This is a genomic window from Pseudomonas sp. LS-2 (genome assembly GCF_003605735.1).
Taxonomy (GTDB): domain Bacteria; phylum Pseudomonadota; class Gammaproteobacteria; order Pseudomonadales; family Pseudomonadaceae; genus Aquipseudomonas.
This window is the reverse complement of sequence record NZ_QXTJ01000015.1, coordinates 227,497-245,925: the sequence shown is the minus strand read 5'-3', so window position 1 is coordinate 245,925 and position 18,429 is coordinate 227,497. Positions and strand designations below refer to the sequence as shown.

17 protein-coding genes are annotated in these 18,429 nt (G+C 59.4%); 6 read left to right on the top strand and 11 right to left on the bottom strand.

Going from position 1 to position 18,429, the window contains the following annotated elements:
• Window positions 1-23: 23 nt before the first annotated feature.
• Window positions 24-1,139, bottom strand: coding sequence for an LOG family protein (locus tag D3M70_RS09450; RefSeq protein ID WP_120125506.1), 1,116 nt, complete (start codon window positions 1,137-1,139; stop codon window positions 24-26).
• A gap of 494 nt (window positions 1,140-1,633) precedes the next feature.
• Between D3M70_RS09450 and D3M70_RS09445 the strand changes: the two genes are divergently transcribed.
• Window positions 1,634-1,825: a hypothetical protein gene (locus tag D3M70_RS09445; protein WP_120125505.1), complete on the top strand. Its 192-nt coding sequence runs from the start codon at window positions 1,634-1,636 to the stop codon at window positions 1,823-1,825.
• 9 nt (window positions 1,826-1,834) lie between these two features.
• Here the strand turns inward: D3M70_RS09445 and D3M70_RS09440 are convergent, their stop codons facing one another.
• Complete coding sequence (locus D3M70_RS09440) at window positions 1,835-2,260, bottom strand: PA3611 family quorum-sensing-regulated virulence factor (RefSeq protein WP_120125504.1); 426 nt, start codon at window positions 2,258-2,260, stop codon at window positions 1,835-1,837.
• Between the two features lie 218 nt (window positions 2,261-2,478).
• Between D3M70_RS09440 and D3M70_RS09435 the strand changes: the two genes are divergently transcribed.
• Window positions 2,479-3,189: a tRNA-uridine aminocarboxypropyltransferase gene (locus D3M70_RS09435; RefSeq protein ID WP_120125732.1), complete on the top strand. Its 711-nt coding sequence runs from the start codon at window positions 2,479-2,481 to the stop codon at window positions 3,187-3,189.
• An 88-nt stretch (window positions 3,190-3,277) separates the two neighbouring features.
• Here the strand turns inward: D3M70_RS09435 and D3M70_RS09430 are convergent, their stop codons facing one another.
• On the bottom strand, window positions 3,278-4,168 hold the full coding sequence (locus D3M70_RS09430; RefSeq protein ID WP_120125503.1) for a DMT family transporter: 891 nt from the start codon (window positions 4,166-4,168) through the stop codon (window positions 3,278-3,280).
• A gap of 226 nt (window positions 4,169-4,394) precedes the next feature.
• On the opposite strand from D3M70_RS09430, the gene erdR reads away from it, so the two are divergent.
• A complete protein-coding gene (gene erdR / locus D3M70_RS09425) occupies window positions 4,395-5,042 on the top strand; it encodes a response regulator transcription factor ErdR (protein ID WP_120125502.1) in 648 nt (215 codons plus the stop codon).
• 106 nt (window positions 5,043-5,148) lie between these two features.
• Entirely contained in the window at window positions 5,149-5,517 is a 369-nt protein-coding gene (locus tag D3M70_RS09420) for a diacylglycerol kinase (protein ID WP_120125501.1), read from the top strand.
• 131 nt (window positions 5,518-5,648) lie between these two features.
• On the opposite strand, the gene D3M70_RS09415 is transcribed toward D3M70_RS09420, so the two are convergent.
• Window positions 5,649-6,575: a LysR family transcriptional regulator gene (locus D3M70_RS09415; RefSeq protein ID WP_120125500.1), complete on the bottom strand. Its 927-nt coding sequence runs from the start codon at window positions 6,573-6,575 to the stop codon at window positions 5,649-5,651.
• Window positions 6,576-6,697: 122 nt separating this feature from the next.
• On the opposite strand from D3M70_RS09415, the gene fpr reads away from it, so the two are divergent.
• Entirely contained in the window at window positions 6,698-7,477 is a 780-nt protein-coding gene (gene fpr, locus D3M70_RS09410; RefSeq protein WP_002554680.1) for a ferredoxin-NADP reductase, read from the top strand.
• 275 nt (window positions 7,478-7,752) lie between these two features.
• Here fpr and tsaA read toward each other — a convergent pair whose 3' ends face one another.
• The 5 genes from tsaA to rimO all read right to left on the bottom strand — a co-directional run bounded on the left by tsaA (window position 7,753) and on the right by rimO (window position 11,784).
• Window positions 7,753-8,457 carry a tRNA (N6-threonylcarbamoyladenosine(37)-N6)-methyltransferase TrmO gene (tsaA, locus tag D3M70_RS09400; protein WP_120125498.1) on the bottom strand — a complete coding sequence of 235 codons (705 nt, stop codon included), beginning with the start codon at window positions 8,455-8,457 and terminating at the stop codon, window positions 7,753-7,755.
• A gap of 17 nt (window positions 8,458-8,474) precedes the next feature.
• A complete protein-coding gene (locus D3M70_RS09395; protein ID WP_120125497.1) occupies window positions 8,475-8,936 on the bottom strand; it encodes a DUF1456 family protein in 462 nt (153 codons plus the stop codon).
• A gap of 69 nt (window positions 8,937-9,005) precedes the next feature.
• Window positions 9,006-9,716 carry an rRNA pseudouridine synthase gene (locus tag D3M70_RS09390; RefSeq protein ID WP_120125496.1) on the bottom strand — a complete coding sequence of 237 codons (711 nt, stop codon included), beginning with the start codon at window positions 9,714-9,716 and terminating at the stop codon, window positions 9,006-9,008.
• A 163-nt stretch (window positions 9,717-9,879) separates the two neighbouring features.
• Window positions 9,880-10,335: a GNAT family N-acetyltransferase gene (locus D3M70_RS09385; RefSeq protein ID WP_120125495.1), complete on the bottom strand. Its 456-nt coding sequence runs from the start codon at window positions 10,333-10,335 to the stop codon at window positions 9,880-9,882.
• A gap of 111 nt (window positions 10,336-10,446) precedes the next feature.
• The gene (rimO, locus tag D3M70_RS09380; RefSeq protein ID WP_120125494.1) at window positions 10,447-11,784 is read right to left on the bottom strand and encodes a 30S ribosomal protein S12 methylthiotransferase RimO; all 1,338 of its coding nucleotides are present in this window, start codon (window positions 11,782-11,784) and stop codon (window positions 10,447-10,449) included.
• 271 nt (window positions 11,785-12,055) lie between these two features.
• Between rimO and D3M70_RS09375 the strand changes: the two genes are divergently transcribed.
• Window positions 12,056-13,954 carry a potassium transporter Kup gene (locus D3M70_RS09375; protein WP_120125493.1) on the top strand — a complete coding sequence of 633 codons (1,899 nt, stop codon included), beginning with the start codon at window positions 12,056-12,058 and terminating at the stop codon, window positions 13,952-13,954.
• A 244-nt stretch (window positions 13,955-14,198) separates the two neighbouring features.
• Here the strand turns inward: D3M70_RS09375 and D3M70_RS09370 are convergent, their stop codons facing one another.
• On the bottom strand, window positions 14,199-15,500 hold the full coding sequence (locus D3M70_RS09370; protein ID WP_120125492.1) for a virulence factor family protein: 1,302 nt from the start codon (window positions 15,498-15,500) through the stop codon (window positions 14,199-14,201).
• Window positions 15,500-18,142, bottom strand: coding sequence for a bifunctional lysylphosphatidylglycerol flippase/synthetase MprF (gene mprF, locus D3M70_RS09365; protein ID WP_120125491.1), 2,643 nt, complete (start codon window positions 18,140-18,142; stop codon window positions 15,500-15,502). The genes D3M70_RS09370 and mprF overlap by 1 nt, the downstream gene beginning before the upstream one ends.
• Window positions 18,143-18,429 lie beyond the last annotated feature (287 nt).

Genomic DNA, 18,429 nt, shown 5'->3' with positions numbered 1-18,429 from the left:
GGAAGTTTCTTCCGCCTGTTTGATCATGTCGCTTGCAGCGGCTCTCGGCCTCTGGCTTGCTGAGGCTGAATGGGTTTGGCCCAGTTTTCACTCAGGTTGATGTAGTCCACCAGTTCTCGCAGCCGCCCGTGATTCCGACCATTGAACGTGAAAGCCAGCCGCGTGAGATGGCTGAACTGTTCTTCATCGTGTTCTTCCTGATAACCGTGCTGATGAAACTCGTCGCTCAGACGGAGATCGGCGAACGCCTCTTGCATGTGAGCCAGGGCTTTCTCGCTGAGAGCGTGATGCATGCGAATCACGAAGGTGTTCTTCAGCCAGCGGCTTGAATGGAAGTTGCTGTAGAACTGGTTGATTTCGGCGACGGCCTCGTCGGCGCTGTACACCAGTTTCAACAGGTTCATGTCAGTGGGCAGAATATAGCGGTTAGCTTCCAGTTCGTTTTTGATGAACGTCAGCGCGCCTTCCCAGAACGTGCCGCCTGGTGCGTCGAGCAGTACGATCGGAACGAGTGGGCTCTTGCCCGTCTGAATCAGCGTCAACACCTCCAACGCTTCATCGAGCGTGCCGAAACCACCGGGGCACAGCACGAGAGCGTCTGCTTCCTTGACGAAAAACAGCTTGCGGGTAAAAAAGAAGTGGAACGGCAGCAGATTGCCGGTGCCATCGACCGTGGCGTTGGCATGTTGCTCGAAGGGCAGGGTGATGTTGAAGCCCAAGCTGTAATCCAGTCCTGCGCCTTCATGGGCTGCGGCCATTATGCCGCCACCAGCTCCGGTAATGACCATCAGGTCGGAGGCGGCGAGTTTCATGCCCAGTTCTCGGGCCAGCGCATACATCGGATGTTCGACAGGGGTGCGGGCAGACCCGAAAACCGTCACTTTGCGGCGCCCGCGAAACTGCTCCAGAACACGAAAGGCGTTATCCAGTTCGCGCAGGGCTTGCAGGGTGATTTTAGCGTTCCAGCGGTTGCGATCATCCTGCGCCATACGGAGCACGGTGAGCATCATGTCGCGGTACAGCGGAAGGTTGGGGCTGTTGGGGGCAACCAGATTAAGTTGTTCTTCGACCTTGCTGGCGAGGTCGATGCCGCCACTCTGGAAGTGACGAGATAACAGGTCATTGGGTACGTAAGGCATTCAAACTTTCTCCTTATGCAGAATCATCGATCCTGTGTCGCGACAGGATCACGACGCCTCATGCGTCGCTGCTGCTAGCCCACCTCTGGCGATGGTCAGTTATGAATGGCGACAGATAACGCCACACTGATTCTGCCTATGTCCTTGGGTTGAAAAGAAAAAATAATCGAGAAACGACGACAGTGAAAGGCAACCCCCTTTTTTGCTTTGATAGCGTGACGACTGCATGACTGTCCAAAAAACAATGACCTGATGATGTCCCTGAACATCAAGGCTGGCAACGACTCTTTGCGGGCGGGGGCAACGATTTCCCGCTGGTCGGCCAGCGCAATCAGACGTGCCAGCTCTGATTTACTGAATGAAAGGGCAAGATAAACGCCACTGCAACCAAGATAGCGCCGTCGTGAGAGTCGCGTGTCGACCGCGTCGGACGGAAGTCATTATGGTTTGCCCCCCCACAGGAAAGCGGCTGTGGACGGGCCAGGGAGGGAAAAATGGAGATCATCAGGCTGGAAATCGATCAGGATCTGTTCCGCTCACTGACCGAAGCGGCGCGCAACAGCGATTCGACGCTTGAGCAGGAATGCATGAGGCGCCTGAAGCAGAACGCAAGCCGCTCTTATTATCTTCAGGCGCTGGTGGCGGAGTTGCGCGCCGAAGATCAACAACGGCGCGCGACGCACTAGGGGGGCTGATTACTTCTTCTTGACGGGCGGTTTGGCGGCGCAATCCGCTGCGGTGATTTGCTGCGTGGTGATCGGGCGATCGGTTTTGTATTCTCTGAACTCGTAACGCAGGATGGCGCCCTTGGCCATCAGTTGGCGGTAGCCTGGGTTACGGCAAACGCTTGTGCCCAGTTGACGACCCACCAGCTCAGGGTTTTCGCGCATTTGCGCGGCCTGGCCCGCTTGCACACTCAAATGGTCGATAAGGATTTTTCCGTCGACCGTGTAGCCTTGATCGAGGATGTCCTCGCTGATTGCATTAGGCTTTCCGACGTTGCTTTTCGCCGCGACTTGTTCCAGCTCTTTGTTCAGTTCGTAATCCTGTTTGGACGCCGCGTTGGCGTACAGCGGAGCGATGAGCAAAAGCGTGAGGGCGGGGGCGATGAGGCGCAGCATTGGATTCTCCTGGGGCAGTGAACGTTGTTGGACCGGCGACATGCGCTGGCGTTCACTGGTGACATGGGGCTTTCAAGCCGGCAAGTATAGGTGAGTCCCCTCGGCGGACACCAGAGAACCGGGTGCCTCTGATAGACTGCAACGACTTTTTTCCGCCGGATATCCATCGTGCCGCTGCCTTTCTGCCGCCCATCGCCGTTACTTGGATGGTTCGCCCCATGAGTCATGCCGTTTCGCGCCTGCGCGCCGACCGCCTGGCCCGCACCACCAGGCCTTTCATCGCACGGGGATCCCGGGCGCCACGTTGCCCGGGATGTCGGGTAATCGACAGTTACTGCCTGTGCGCCTGGAAACCCACCGTTCAGGCGAAGTCCGCAGTGTGCCTGTTGATGTACGACACCGAGCCGCTGAAACCCACAAATACCGGTTGGCTGATTGCCGATGTCATCAAGGACACCGAGGCGTTCACTTGGTCACGGACAGAGGTGGACGAAAGGCTCCCGGCGTTGCTGGACGATCCGCAATGGCAGCCTTACATCGTCTTTCCGGGCGAGTTCGTTGCTGCTGAAAGGGTGGTGACAGAGGTCAGACTGGAGGAAGGCAAGCGCCCGCTCTTTATCTTGCTGGATGCCACCTGGCCCGAAGCGCGGAAGATGTTCCGCAAGAGTCCGTATCTGGATCATTTGCCGGTGCTGAGTCTGGAGCCGGAGCAGATGTCTCGTTATCGCCTGCGCCGTTCGAAGCGCGATGACCATTTTTGCACCGCGGAAGTCGCAGCGTTGTGTCTGGAACTGGCAGACGATCACCAGGCCCGTGGTGTGCTGGATGCCTATCTGGACGTGTTCAGCGCCCATTATCTGGGTGCAAAATTTCAGCTGCCGATCGATCCTGACGATGCCCCGCACAGCTATCTCAAAGCCTTTATCTGAGCGAGTTTTGAACGCCGTAGCCATCCGCTTGGCGACGGCCGCGCACTCTAGATCGCCATCGCCGGCAAGCCGGACTGCTACAGACAGATCAATGTGCCGTTTCTGCCCTGCGCGGCCACAACTGCGCCAGCAGCATTCCTGCCAGCATCAGCGCGCAACCGACGTAGCCACGCGGCTGCAATGCCTCTCCCAGTAACCAGGCTCCGGCGATTGCCGCGAACACCGCTTCCAGGGAAAGAATGATCGCGGCATGGGAGGCGATGGCATGCTTCTGGGCAACCACCTGGAGGGTGTAACCGATACCCACGGCAACTACCCCGCCGTAAAGCAGGGCGGGGCCCGCAGCAATGATGGCGTCCATCGCGATGGGTTCGAATGCCAGCGCCAGAATGAGGCTGACCACCGCGCAGGTGACGAATTGCAGGAACGCCAGGCGAATCGGGTCATGGCGGCTGGCGAACAGTCCCACCAGAACCACATGCCCACCCCACACGAACGCGCCAATCAACTGCAGCCAATCGCCAGACGCCACGTGGAAGTTATCGCCCACACTCAGCAGGAACATGCCGATGACCGCGAGCATGCAGCCAAGCCATGTGCCCATCCCGGTCTTGTGGCCGAGGAACAGCCCCAGAAGCGGAACTACAATCACGTAAAGCCCGGTGATGAAGCCCGAGTTGGTGACGCTGGTAAACAACAGGCCTACTTGCTGCAGGTTGATTCCGAGTGCCAGCGCGAGCCCCATCACCACGCCACCTTGCAGCAGGCCGCGGGTCAGCAACGGCTCTGGAGCCGGGCCGGTTGCAGGGCGGCGCAGTACCAGAGGCAACAGGCAGATCGAGCCGAGGGCAAAGCGCAGCCCCGAATACAGGTAGGGGCCGATGTGGTCCATGCCGGCTGTCTGCGCAACGAATCCGGATCCCCAGATCATGGCAGTCAGGAGCATGAGCAGGTCCGCTCGCAGGGCGTGGTTTTGCATGATGGCACTCAGAAGAATCAGGGGCGCAGACTGTGCCGTAAAGCATCACGCTTGACCACCCCGGCTTCGCTGGGCATTCTTGGCGCCGCACGATTGCTTGAACGCCGTTTTCTGCCTGCTTTGGCGTTGATTGCGCCCGGTTGGGGCCACTTGTAAAGGCTGGCATTTTCGAATGCCATCGTGGGGGCTGAATCCGTCGGCGCTCACCTATAAACAGGATCATGAAATGACCTACGAAATCCTGATCGCCGATGACCACCCTTTGTTTCGCAGTGCCTTGCATCAAGCCTTGAGCCTGGGCCTTGGGCCGGATGCCCGGCTGGTAGAAGCAGAGAGCATTGCCGATCTGGAAGCTCGCCTGACCGAGAAGTCCGATTGGGATCTGGTGCTGCTGGACCTCAACATGCCCGGTGCCTATGGATTTTCCGGGTTGGTGCTGTTGCGCGGTCAGTACCCGCAAGTGCCGGTGGTGATGGTCTCGGCGCAAGAAGAAGCGGCGGTCGTGGTCAAGTCCAGAGAGTTCGGCGCCAGTGGTTTCATTCCCAAATCCAGCTCGCTGGAAATCATCCAGCAGGCCGTCCGTACCGTGCTCGACGGCGATGTCTGGTGGCCACCCCAAGTCAATGAAAGTGTCAGCGTCTCCCCCGAGGCAAAGGCCGCCAGCGAGGGGCTTGCCAGCCTGACCCCGCAACAGTTCCGCGTGTTGACCATGGTGTGTGAAGGCTTGCTCAACAAGCAGATCGCTTACGAGCTCAGCGTCTCGGAAGCCACCATCAAGGCCCATGTCACGGCAATCTTCCGCAAGCTGAACGTGCGTACTCGCACTCAGGCCGCGTTGCTGCTGCAACAGCTGGAGTCGATTTCACCGAACTGATATGGCTGCATCCCTCTGTTCCAAGGTTTTCAGTGGTCGGTCTTCACACTTTTTTGACTGCCGCTGAACTAGCCTCCACCGTCTTCATTTATCAGTAGTCTCTTTTATGACGTCGCCCTTCAAAGGCCAAACCGGCCTTAAACGTATTCTCAATGCTTCCGGCTATTCGATTGACGGTTTGACTGCCGCCTTCAAAGGTGAAGCCGCTTTTCGTCAGCTGGTGTTGCTCAACGTCATCCTGATTCCAGTGTCGTTCCTGTTTCATGTCAGTCGCGTTGAGCGTGCGATTCTCATCGCAGTCTGTCTGCTGGCGCTGATCGTCGAGTTACTGAACTCGGCCATCGAAGCGGCCATCGACCGGATTTCCCTTGATCGGCATCCGTTGTCGAAGAACGCCAAGGATATGGGCAGTGCGGCACAGTTCGTCGCGCTGAGCATGATTGCAGTGGTCTGGGCGCTGATTCTGCTGGGCTGAAACTTTCTGCCCGCATGAAATCTTCCTGGTGGTAGTACGTCTTGCTCGCGGCGACACTCTCTCAACCGCCACCGCCGGCAAGCCGTGCTGCTCCAGGAAAACAACGATGGAATCGTCCAGAAGTAAACGAGTCAGGCGATGCTGGGCAGCACGATCTCGTCGCTGCGCTGAACGCCTGCCGTGAACGACCGGCACAGGTCGAGAAACTCACGGATGGCCGAAGTCTGATATTTCTGTTTGTGCCAGATGAAATAGAACTGGCGCACCAGATCCAGCTCCGGCGTTTCTACCGCCACCAGACTGCCTCTGCGAAATGCGTCGCGCAGTGCAAGCCTTGAGATGCAACCGATTCCAAGCCCGGATTCCACGGCGCGCTTGATCGCCTCGGTGTGCTCCAGCTCCAGTCGAATATTGAGACTGTTCAAGTGATGACGCATGGCCTGATCAAAGGTCAATCGCGTGCCTGAGCCCTGTTCCCGCAAGATCCACGCCTCTAGGGTCAGCTCTGCCAGAGAGGCATGACCTCGCTTGGCCAGCGGGTGTTGAGGGGCGCAGAACACCACAAGTTCGTCTTCGACCCAGGTTTGAACCTCGATATCGGGATGGCTGCAATCGCCTTCGATCAGACCCAGATCGATTTCGTAATGCGCGACTTGCTGCACGATGTTGGCGGTGTTCTGCACATGCAGCTTCACCTGGCTTTCCGGATGGCGCTGCATGAAGCTGCCGATCAGTAATGTCGCCAGGTAATTGCCGATCGTCAGGGTCGCGCCGACCGCCAGCGAGCCGAATCCTGACTTGCCATTGAGAAGATCCTCGATCTCCTTGGCCTGGTCGAGGAGCGCGACCGCCTGAGGTAACAACTGTCGCCCGGTGGCATTGAGGCTCAGGCGTTTACCGGCGCGGTCGAACAATTGGCAGCTCGATTGCCGTTCGAGTTCGGTGATGGAGGTGCTCGCCGCAGATTGCGATAAAGACAGCTGCACGGCAGCGCGGGAAACGCTTTCCTGCTGGGCTACGGCGACGAAGACTTGCAGCTGACGGAGAGTGAATCGCATATCTATATAACCGATAACCCATATCTTGATAATTCAGTTAACAGATATTGTGTCTGCCACTAGAATATCGCGCAATGGCGCTTTCACTGGCGCACGCAAATTTTCAGGAGTTCCCACGTACCATGAGCAACATGAATCACGAGCGTGTCCTCAGCGTTCATCACTGGAACGACACCCTCTTCAGTTTCAAGTGCACCCGTGATCCAGGCCTGCGCTTCGAGAACGGTCAGTTCGTCATGATCGGTCTGCAGCAGCCAAACGGGCGCCCGCTCATGCGTGCCTACTCCATCGCCAGCCCCAACTGGGAAGAGCATCTGGAGTTCTTCAGCATCAAGGTGCCAGACGGCCCGCTGACCTCGCAGTTGCAGCACCTCAAGGAAGGCGACGAGATCATCATCAGCAAGAAGCCTACGGGCACGCTGGTTCTCGACGACCTGAAACCTGGCAAGCACTTGTATCTGCTGAGCACCGGTACGGGCCTTGCGCCGTTCATGAGCGTGATTCAGGACCCTGAAACCTACGAGCGTTTCGAGAAGGTCATCCTGTGCCACGGCGTGCGTTACGTGAACGAAGTCGCCTACCGCGAGTTCATCACCGAGCACCTGCCACAGAACGAGTTCTTCGGCGAAGCGCTGCGCGACAAGCTGATCTACTACCCGACCGTTACCCGCGAACCATTCGAAAATGAAGGCCGCCTGACCGACCTGATGCGCAGCGGCAAGCTGTTCAGCGATATCGGCCTGCCTCCGATCAACCCGCAGGACGACCGCGCCATGCTGTGCGGCAGCCCAAGCATGCTCGATGAGACCAGCGAAGTGTTGAACAGCTTCGGTCTGACGGTTTCGCCACGTATGCGCGAGCCTGGCGACTACCTGATCGAGCGCGCCTTCGTCGAGAAGTAACTGCATCGACCTGTCCCGAGACAGATCAGACCCAGTCGTGGATGAGCCGCCGTCACAGATCCTGTGAGGCTGGACTTGTCCGCGACCAAGTCCGTACAGGCACCAGTCATCTGGCGTCTGAAAAAAACCGCCTGGAGGTCACGGACCAGGCGGTTTTTTTGTGGGCGGTGGTATGTTCCATGCTTAACGGTGAATACAAGATCTGTAGCAGTCCGGCTTGCTGGCGGCGCATTTTCGACGCCACCGCCGGCAAGCCCAACAGCTACAAGGTCTGATCAAACGGAGGCCGGAACGACCTCAAGCACACGAATCAGCCCCGCTTGCGGATAGTGCCAGCGCACATCCAGATCCCAGAACTGCGCGCCGTAACGGCGCTCTGGAGAAGGCACTTGATAGGCCGGGCGTGGATCCTGGGCCAGGCATTGTTCAATCAGCGCCACCAGAGGCTCGGCAAGGCGCAAACCATGCTCTCGTGCCTGCAACAGGGCGGTGTCGTCCCATTGCACAGGTATCAGCTCGGGTGCGGCGGCGGCCATGCGATTGCTCGCATCGGCGATCACATCGGCGTAGGGCACGTAGGGTTTGACGTCCAGGATCGGCGTGCCGTCCAGCAGGTCGATGCCGGACAGCCAGAGTCGGCCGGCTTCGACTCTTTCCAGCTTGACCACGGACTGACCGATACCGTTGGGGCGGTGGGTGGCGCGAGTCGCGAACACCCCTATCGATTGATTACCGCCCAGGCGAGGCGGCCGCACTTTCAGGCGGGGCTTGTCTTCTAGAGCCTGATGAAACAGGAACAGCAGCCAGACATGACTGACCTGTTCCAGCCCTTGCACGGCGTCGCCTTGATCAAAGGGCGACACCAGCTCCAGTACGCCTCGTGCCGCAGGCGCCAGTTGCGGCTGGCGCGGGATCGCGAACTTCTCCTTGAAGCAGGAGCGCATGAAGCCGATGGGGGAGACGCTGTAGCTTTGATTCATCGAGTGGTCGACAACGCTCAGCCGCGAACGCGCAGAGTCAGGCCACGCAGGAAGTTACGCAGCAGCTGGTCGCCACACGGGCGGTAGTTGTTGTGACCGGCCTTGCGGAACAGGGCGCTCAATTCAGGCTTTGAGACCGGAAACTCGGCAGCCTTGAGAATCGCGTGCATGTCTTCTTCCTTGAGTTCGAAGGCCACACGCAGTTTCTTGAGCACGATGTTGTTGGTCATCGGCAGCTCGACCGGCAGATGTGGACGGCTTTCATCCTTGCCACGCTTGAAGAACACCAGACCGTCGAGGAAGTACGCCATGACCTCGTCGCTGCACGGCTCGAAGCCTTCCTCTTCATCTTTCTTCATGAAGGCCATCACTTGCGCCTTGGTGACTTCCATACCGCCCAGCTTGATGATGTCCACCACTTTGGCGTCGCTGATATCGAGCATGTAGCGGAGGCTACGCAGTACGTCGTTGTTCATCATGATGCGTGTTTCCTGATCAATCGGGTATGAGCGCGCGCAACGTCCGGCGCAACGCTGAAAAAAAGGGCGTCAGAATTTTTCTTTGTCGGTCATGTAGCGCCATTGGCCTTCCGGGACCTTGCCGATGGACACGCCGCCGACCCGGATCCTGCGGATCGACACGACCTTCAGGCCGACCGCTTCGCACAGCTGGGAGATGACGCCGGGCTGCGGGTTCTTCATGGCGAAGCGCAGACGGGTTTCGTTCTGCCAGCTGGCTTTGACCTTGGGCAGTTCCTTGCCCTTGTACATCAGGCCATGGTTCAGACGGTTGAGGCCGTGAGCGACCATCTCGCCGTCGATCTCGACCACGTATTCCTGTTCGATCTTGCTGCGGTCGTCGGTCAGCTTGCGCAAGATTTTCCAGTCCTGGCTGAACACCATCAGGCCGCTGGCGTTGGCCTGGAGGGTCGAGATCGCTTCCAGACGCAGAAAGTGGCCCTTGAGCGGGCGCTTGCCAAAACTGTGTTCGGCCGACAGGGATTCAGGGGTAATCAAGGGCAGGGCCTGTTCAGGGCTCATGCCGGCGGGGACGTTGAACAGGATGGTCACCGCCTCTGGGGTGACGGCCTTGGCGTCCGGGCTCAACGCGACGGTCTGGTTCTCGACCTTGAACTGAGGCTCGTCGACGACAACGCCGTCCACCGTGACCCAGCCGCCTTCAATGAACAGCTCGGCTTCGCGGCGCGAGCAGCCGACCAGCTCGATAAGGCGTTTGGAAAGGCGAGTGGGGTCAGTCATGAGAAAAGCCGTTACAGAAAGGAAAGACGCCCATTGTACCCGCGCAGGCCGTGTTAATCGCGGCAACATTCAAAATGCTTATCGAGTCAGCGCCCATTCGGGGGATATTTTTCAATTGCCATGGGGTTGTTTGCTCCCGCAGCCTCGAACGCCCCCCGCTCCATCAGCGCGTGGGTTTCAAGCGCATCCGCAACATCGGGTAAGGTCTGCCCAGCCCATCCACCTCGGATCGGCCGACGATTTCAAACCCCTGCTTTTCATAGAACCCCAGTGCTTGAGGGTTTTGCTCGTTCACATCCAGTTCGGTCACCCGATAGTTTTCAATCGCGTAGTGCAGAAGCTTCTTTCCAAGCCCCATCCCGCGATAATCCGGTGCGATGAACAGCATCTCCAGTTTGCCTGGGGTAGTCCCGCCAAAACCGGTGATGTTCAGGTGCGAGTCGCGGGTAGAGAACAGATTCACGGCATCCAGATACTGCGTTTCCAGCAGGTTTCGGAGCAGCGTGATGTAGTTCTCCGGGAGAAAGTCGTGGGTGGCGCGCACCGACGCCTCCCACACCCTGGCCAGTTCCGGGTAATCGTGCTGCCGTGGCAGGTAAATGACCGAGTGGTGGGTCATGTGGCCTCTTCTCCTGTCTGTTTATTGTCCCGATCTGGAGACGATAGCCAGAAAAAATAAACCCCGCCGTTTGAAGGGCGGGGTGGATTCGAAGCACGATCAGCCAGTCGCTTAGATTGGCTCAGCCCACAGATCGTATTCGTCGGCATCGACGACACGGCACATGACCTTGTCGCCCGGCTTCAGGTCACGGTCGCTCTCGACGAACACGTTGCCGTCGATTTCCGGCGCGTCGAAGAACGAGCGGCCGACGAAACCTTGCTCGTCCACTTCGTCGATCAGCACTTCGATCTCCTTGCCGATTTTCATCTGCAGGCGAGCGGCGCTGATGGCCTGCTGGTGCGCCATGAAACGGTCCCAGCGGTCCTGCTTGATATCGTCCGGCACGATAGGGGCGTCAAGCAAGTTCGCCGGGGCGCCTTCGACCGGCGAATACTGGAAGCAGCCGACGCGGTCCAGCTGAGCTTCTGTCAGCCAGTCCAGCAGGTACTGGAAGTCTTCTTCGGTCTCGCCCGGGAAGCCGACGATGAACGTCGAACGGATGATCAGGTCAGGGCACTGCTCGCGCCATTTCTTGATGCGCGCCAGGGTCTTGTCTTCGAAGGCTGGACGCTTCATCAGCTTGAGGATTTTAGGGCTTGCGTGCTGGAACGGGATGTCCAGGTACGGCAGGATCTTGCCCTCGGCCATCAACGGGATGATCTCGTCGACGTGTGGATACGGGTAGACGTAGTGCATGCGTACCCAGACGCCCAGCGAGCTGAGGGCCACGCACAGTTCGGTCATGCGGGTCTTGACCGGCTGACCGTTCCAGAAACCGGTGCGGTACTTGACGTCGACGCCGTAGGCGCTGGTGTCCTGTGAGATCACCAACAGCTCTTTTACGCCGGCTTTGACCAGTCGCTGGGCTTCGTCGAGCACATCGCCGACCGGACGGCTGACCAGCTTGCCCCGCATGGACGGGATGATGCAGAAGCTGCAACTGTGGTTGCAGCCTTCGGAAATCTTCAGGTACGCGTAATGACGCGGGGTCAGCTTGATACCTTGTGGCGGCACCAGATCGATCAGCGGGTTGTGATCGAGTTTCGGCGGCGCGGCGTCGTGGACGGCATTGACCACCTGTTCATACTGCTGCGGGCCGGTGACCGCCAGCACGCTTGGGTGCACACTGCGAATGACGCTTTCGTCAACGCCCATGCAGCCAGTCACGATCACCTTGCCGTTTTCGGCGATGGCTTCACCGATGGTGTCCAGGGATTCGGCCTTGGCGCTGTCGATGAAACCGCAGGTGTTGACCACCACGACGTCGGCGTCTTCGTAGGTCGGCACGACCTGATAGCCTTCCATGCGCAGCTGGGTAAGGATGCGTTCGGAATCGACCAGAGCCTTCGGGCAGCCGAGGCTGACAAAGCCGACCTTGGGGGCGGCAGACGTGGTGACGGTGGACATTGACTAACCTCGGCGTAGGTATGCCTGGGCGACTGGCCGAGGCATTGACTGGGCGCTTGGTGCGCCTCTGATCAAAAAGTGCGCAATTCTAGCGATGAGCGCGGCGATTGACCAGTGTTATACCGAGAATTACGACGAGTGCTGCGCTATGCTTCGCGCCTTGAACCCGGCGGGCCTTGTCGGCCGGGTGCATCGGAATTTACAGGTGCGGCGCGGGTCAACCTGACAGCACCGCACCGTTGTGCTCGAGTCATGGTTTCAGGAGTGGTAAATGGGTCACGCAACTAGTCAGGCCGAAGCCGGACATCATTCGGCGAAACCATTGAGTCTGCTGGTAGGGGCGGTGGGAGTGGCGTACGGCGATATCGGCACCAGTCCGCTGTACACGATCAAGGAAGTGTTCGTGGGTGGGTACGGTGTGCAGGCCGGTCACGATGCTGTGCTGGGCATTCTGTCGCTGATCTTCTGGGCGCTGGTCTGGGTCGTGTCATTCAAGTACATGGCCTTGGTGCTGCGCGCAGACAACGATGGCGAAGGCGGCATCATGGCCCTGACGGCGCTGGCGCGTCGGGCTTCCTCGAAGTTTCCGAAGTTACAGGCGACCATGATCGTCTTCGGTCTGTTCGGGGCAGCGCTGTTCTATGGCGACAGCATGATCACCCCGGCCATCTCGGTGCTCTCGGCAGTCGAGGGGATGGAGTTGGCGTTCGATGGACTGGACCACTGGGTCGTGCCGATTGCCTTGATCGTCCTGGTGGCGCTGTTTCTGATCCAGCGCCACGGGACCGCACGCATCGGCGTGATGTTCGGCCCGGTCATGGTGCTCTGGTTCGTGACGCTTGCGGCGCTGGGCATTCACGGAATCGTTCGTCAGCCTGAGGTCTTGCATGCGGTCAATCCGGTCTGGGCGGTGCGTTTCTTCATCGATCATCCGGGGATTGGCGTGGCGGTGCTCGGCGCGGTGGTCCTGGCACTGACGGGCGCCGAAGCGTTGTACGCCGACATGGGCCACTTCGGCCGCAAGCCCATTTCTCGTGCGTGGTTCGGTCTGGTTCTGCCCGCGCTCGTGCTCAATTATTTCGGTCAGGGCGCGCTGGTCATCGAGAATCCGGAGGCCGTACGCAACCCGTTCTATCTGCTGGCGCCGAGCTGGGCGCTGTTGCCACTGATCGGTCTGTCGACGCTGGCGACCATTATTGCCTCGCAGGCGGTGATTTCCGGTGCGTTCTCCATGACGCTGCAAGCGATCCAGCTGGGCTACATCCCGCGCATGTACATTCAGCACACCTCCAGCGATGCTCAGGGTCAGATCTATATCGGTGCCGTGAACTGGACGTTGATGGTCGGGGTCATCCTGTTGGTTCTGGGCTTCGAGTCATCTGGCGCGCTGGCTTCCGCGTACGGGGTCGCGGTGACTGGCACGATGCTGTGCACCACGATTCTGGTCGCCTCGGTCATGCTACTGGCCTGGAAATGGCCGCCAATGGTCGCTGTTCCGATCCTGCTGGGCTGTCTGTTCGTGGACGGGATGTTCTTCGCTGCCAACGTGCCCAAGGTGGTGCAGGGCGGGGCGTTCCCTTTCCTGGCCGGTATCGCGTTGTTCATCCTGATGACCACCTGGAAACGCGGCAAACAATTACTGGTGGAGCGCATCGATGAGGGCGGATTGCCGCTGCCGATCTTCATCAGCAGCATTCGGGTGCAACCGCCGCACCGCGTGCAAGGCACCGCGGTGTTTCTGACGGCGCGTCCTGACGCCGTTCCTCATGCGCTGTTGCATAACCTGCTGCACAACCAGGTGCTGCACGAGCAAGTCGTGCTTCTGACGGTGGTTTACGAGGATACCCCTCGGGTTCCCGCTTCCCAGCGTTTCGAGGTCGAGGCCTATGGTGAAGGGTTCTTCCGGGTCATTCTGCACTTTGGTTTCATCGATGAGCCGGATGTGCCGGCCGCGCTGAAGCTGTGTCACCTGGCCGAGCTGGACTTCAGCCCGATGCGCACCACCTACTTCCTCAGTCGAGAGACCGTGGTGTCGTCCAAGCTGGTGGGCATGGCGCGCTGGCGGGAGGGCCTGTTCGCCTTCATGTTGAAGAATGCCAATGGCAACCTGCGCTTCTTCAAGCTGCCGTTCAATCGGGTGATCGAGCTAGGGACGCAGGTGGAGATGTAAACAGCATCGGCAAGCAGGCCTCTGCCCGGAGGGCGTGGGAGTCCGGCTTGCCGACGATGTGCCGCGAAGCGGTAGTAAAATCTGGTCACGGGGTGCGTCAGGACGTTTGAGGGCGCAGGGGTTCACGACGACTTCGTCGCCGATCGTCAGCAAGCTGGCCCCCCACGCCTTCGGCAGAAACAGTTCGTATAAAAACGAAAATCCCCGCAGTCGTGAGAGTGCAGGGATTTTTTAAGCTCCGGATTTACTCGGCGCTGGCAGCTTCGGGCGGTTCCTTGCCTTTCCACTTGTCGATGACGGCAATCAAGCGTTTGGCCAGGGCGGGGTAGTCCTCGTCAAAGTGATGCCCGCCCGGCAGTTGTTGTTTCTGGCCGGGAGCAGTCGCTTCGGTGCAGCCACTCTCGTCCTTCTCTTCTACCCCATAGACGCAGAACACCTTGTCGCCTGGCAGCTTGGCCATTTCCGGGCCGGTGGCTGCTTCTTTGCCGGATGCGCCGAGCCAGCCTTCGACGGCGATCTCGAAACTGCCGCTGCGAGCAAAGGCCAGCAGAATGATGCCGTCGACCCGCGCTTTGTCATCTTCCGGCAGGCGATTGTAGATCGCGGGCAATACGTCGGCGCCGAACGAGTAGCCGGCGAGGACGAAGTGTTTCGCGCCCCATTTCTGCCGGTAGTGGGCCATCAGTTCGCTCAGATCGGTGGCGGTCTGCTCCGGGGACTTGTGTTCCCAATAGTAGCGCAGGGTGTCGATGCCGACGACCGGATAGCCGCCCGACTTCGCCATGTCGCCTGCCACGTCCTTGTCCAGGTCGCGCCAGCCGCCATCGCCGGAGAGGAACAGGGTGACTGTGTCCGATGGCTGGCTCGAAGGCACTTCTACGACAGGAATGTTCAGACCGCCGCTGGAATCGTCGGCAATCAGCAGATGACGCACTTCGGTGTTCAGAATCTGCGGGTACTTGATGTCATAGTCACTGATTTTGGTTTCGGCGTTAGGCGTATCGCGAACGAACACCGCAGTGTCGTCGTCCGGGCCGTCGTTCCAGGCCACAGTCCATTTGCCATGGGCGGCAGCTTTCGGTGCCGGGACCTTGCAATCAGGCTGATTCAGGACGAAGTTCACCGAGATGGCCTGGGCCTTGTCGTTGGTCTGAGCGGCCAGCCAGCTCCAGGCCACCGAGCCGCCGGCACTGATGCCTGCCACGACGTCCGGCGCACCGTCGAGCTTTTGCAGCGCGGCGTTGAAGGCCTTTTCCTGTAACTGACAGTCATCTTTCGGCAGAACGACCTGAATGACCTGAGCCGATGCGTCGTAGCTCAGGGCGAGCACCTGCTTGTCCGTCATCGCGTCTTCGGTGGTAACGGCCAGGGCCACCCGTGTCTTGACCTTGGTCGACGGAGTGGCACGAATCAACGCAGAGCCGTCGTCCAGCGTCATGCGTTCAAGCGTCGGTTGTGCGGCGGGGCGGTTCCACAGCCAGAAACCCAATGCCACCACCAGAATTACCAGGGCTGCAAGCAAAAAGCGCCAGTAGCGTTGAATCATCAGCGTTTCACCAATCCAGTCAGGCCGCCCGCGATAAGGGCGGCGGTATCTGCCAGTGCCACCAGCGGATCGAGTCCCGCAGGCACGGCCATATAACGAGGTTCCCAGTCAGGCTGGAATTTGTCTTTGAAGCGGCGAAGGCCCTGGAAGTTGTAGAGCTGCTCACCGCGGCTGAAGACCATCGAACCCAGACGTTGAGTCAATGGCGCGCCGCGGCGGGGTTGCAGGCCCGACAACGGCACCATGCCCAGGCTGAAGCGTGCGTAGCCTTCCTTTTTGTAATGCAGAATGAGGCCGACCATCATGAACTCCATGGTCAGCTTCGGCGCGTCCGGGTGCGAACGCATCAGATCAAGGCTTGCCAGGTCGTGGCGCGAGGTTTCAAGCAAGTTGGAAAACGCCACGGGCTTGCCTTCGAAATGAACGATGGCGATGCGGAAATGCTTGAGGTAGTCCAGGCTGAAACGACCCAGAGAGAAGCCTTTTTCGCGCACGTTCTTGCCGGTCAGCCAGGCATCGGAAATCACTTTCAGCTCATCCATCGGCGCCTGACCGACTTCATAGATCTCCAGCGAAAGACCGTCGCGACCACCCCGGTTCCAGGTGTAACGCAGGTCCTTCATCTCCTTGCCTTTAGCCTCGATGTCGAACTTGAGCAAGTCGACACGTGCCTCTTCGCCCAGTTTGATCGCCGTCAGGCCGATGTCCATGTAGAACGGCAGATTCTCGGCACGCACCTGATAGAACACGGGGCGCGCGTGGTGGACGTCACACAGGTCGCGGAATTGCCAGATCAGCTCGGCACGTTGCTGGGTCGGGCCGATCGGGTCGTACAGCGCCACAAGGCTACGGCCACGATGGGCATACATCAGGAACGCGTTGCCATCGGGGTGCATGAGCACGGCTTTATCGCCCGTCAATACCAGACCGCCGTCCGGCTGATTGGACGCCTTGATGATCTCTGCAGCCTTGGCCAGCTGTGCTTCGTCCGGCAGGTCGATCTGGGGGCGGGCGGTGCGCAGCAGCCAGGTCAGTGAAACGATGACCAGTAGCACCGCGCTGCCCAATGCCGAGCGCAGACCCCGCGGAGCGTCGGCGTCCAGCGTGAACTGCCACCACAGTTGGTGGCTGTACGGGACGTCCTGGTAAGCGAACAGTAGCAGCCAGAACGAGGCGCCCAGCACGCAGATGCTGGCGACCAGGTAAAGAGGGGAGAAGGGCAGTTCCAGCAGACGGCTTGGGCGGTAGAACGAGCGGCGGAAGATCGCCAGCAGGCACGCCGTCAATAGCAGCAGGCTGGCCTCTTCCCAATCGAAGCCCTTGAGGATCGACAGGATCGAGCCGACGAACAGCAGAATCGTGGTCAGCATCCAGGCAGCCGACAGACGCCGGCGCAGGCCTTGCGCCAGCAACAGACACAGCACGCCAATCAGGCTCGCGCCGAAGTGTGATGCGTCGATCAGGCGGTGCGGGATGAGGAACCCCAGGCTTTCAAGACGGGTATCGATCTCAGGCGTCGCGCCGGAGAACAGCAGTACCACGCCCGAGAGGAACACCAGCAATGCCAGAATCGGCGCGCCCAGTCCTGACGCCACGCGCATGGCCTGGCGAGCGAACAACAGACGCCTGGCCTCGCTGAACAGCAGCACAAGACAGGCAATCAGCAGCGGAAGAACCACATAGATCAGTCGATAGAGCAGCAGCGCCGCGGCTAGCGGAGCGGCACCCAGCTCATCGGCGAATGCTGTCAGCAGAATGGCTTCGAAGACCCCGACACCTCCTGGGACGTGGCTCAGTACACCGGCGGCCAGCGCCAGCAGATACACCAGCAGGAATGCACCGAATGGCGGGGCAGATGGCAGTAATAAATAGAGCACTGCCGCAGCTGCAGCGACATCCAGCGCGGTGATCACCAGTTGCATCAGGGTCAGACGCAGGCCGGGGAGTCGCAGTGTGCGGCGACCGGCACGCACCAGCAGATTGTGCGGGATGGTCTGTTCAGGCAGTCGGCGACGGTAGATCGCAACGCCGATGATCAGACTGATCGCCAACACCGCGACGGCAATGGTTGCCAGTACGGGAACTGAAAGGTGCAGCGCCAGTGAGGCGGCTGGAAGATCGCTCAATGTCGCCAGCGCGGCCAGCGGGGGAAGGGCGCAGCCAAGGGAAAGGCTGGCAAACAGAGTCATGTGTGCGACTTCGCCCGCGCCAAGGCCCAGTCGGGAATACAGGCGATAGCGTACAGACCCGCCGGACAGCATCGACAAGCCGACGGCGTTACCGATGGCAAATGCGCAGAATCCACCCATGACCAGGCTTTTTGCGGGCAGCTCGACGTTGGCGTAACGACTGGCGGACCATTCGTAGCCGAGCAGAATAGTGAAGCCAATGACGGTCGCCAGTACTGCGCCGCCCAGAGAAGGCAGCGGAACGCTGAGCAGAGAGTCCTGCAGGGCGTAGATGTCCAGCTCGGTGAGCATGTGCCGACAGGCAATCAGCGCCAGTGCGAACAGAATGATGGTGATGGCCAGCCCGATAGGTTGACGGTATTTGCTCACCAGTTCGCGTACGCGCAGTCGGGCAGGGGGAGCCGGAGTGTGCTCCGGAGCTGCTTCGTTTGTGTCGGATGGGTTGGCGCGCATCAATCACTCCTTGGATCGTGCGCGACAGGATGGGGGTATACAGCCAAGTTACCAATCCCTACGCAAAAAATAATTCAGGATGTTAGCGCTTCAACGTCTAACGGGCGAATACGGCAGATACGTTTCGGTGACCATTCAGTCTAGGTTCAGTTACTGGCAAGCGTATCGGCAGGACGGACAAAAACTGTCGCGAGCGGCAACATACAGTAACAACCCTCCGGGATCAGAATGAAACCTTCCCGACAACGAAATGTGACCAGCGTTTGTCCATGCTGTTCGCGCACTTT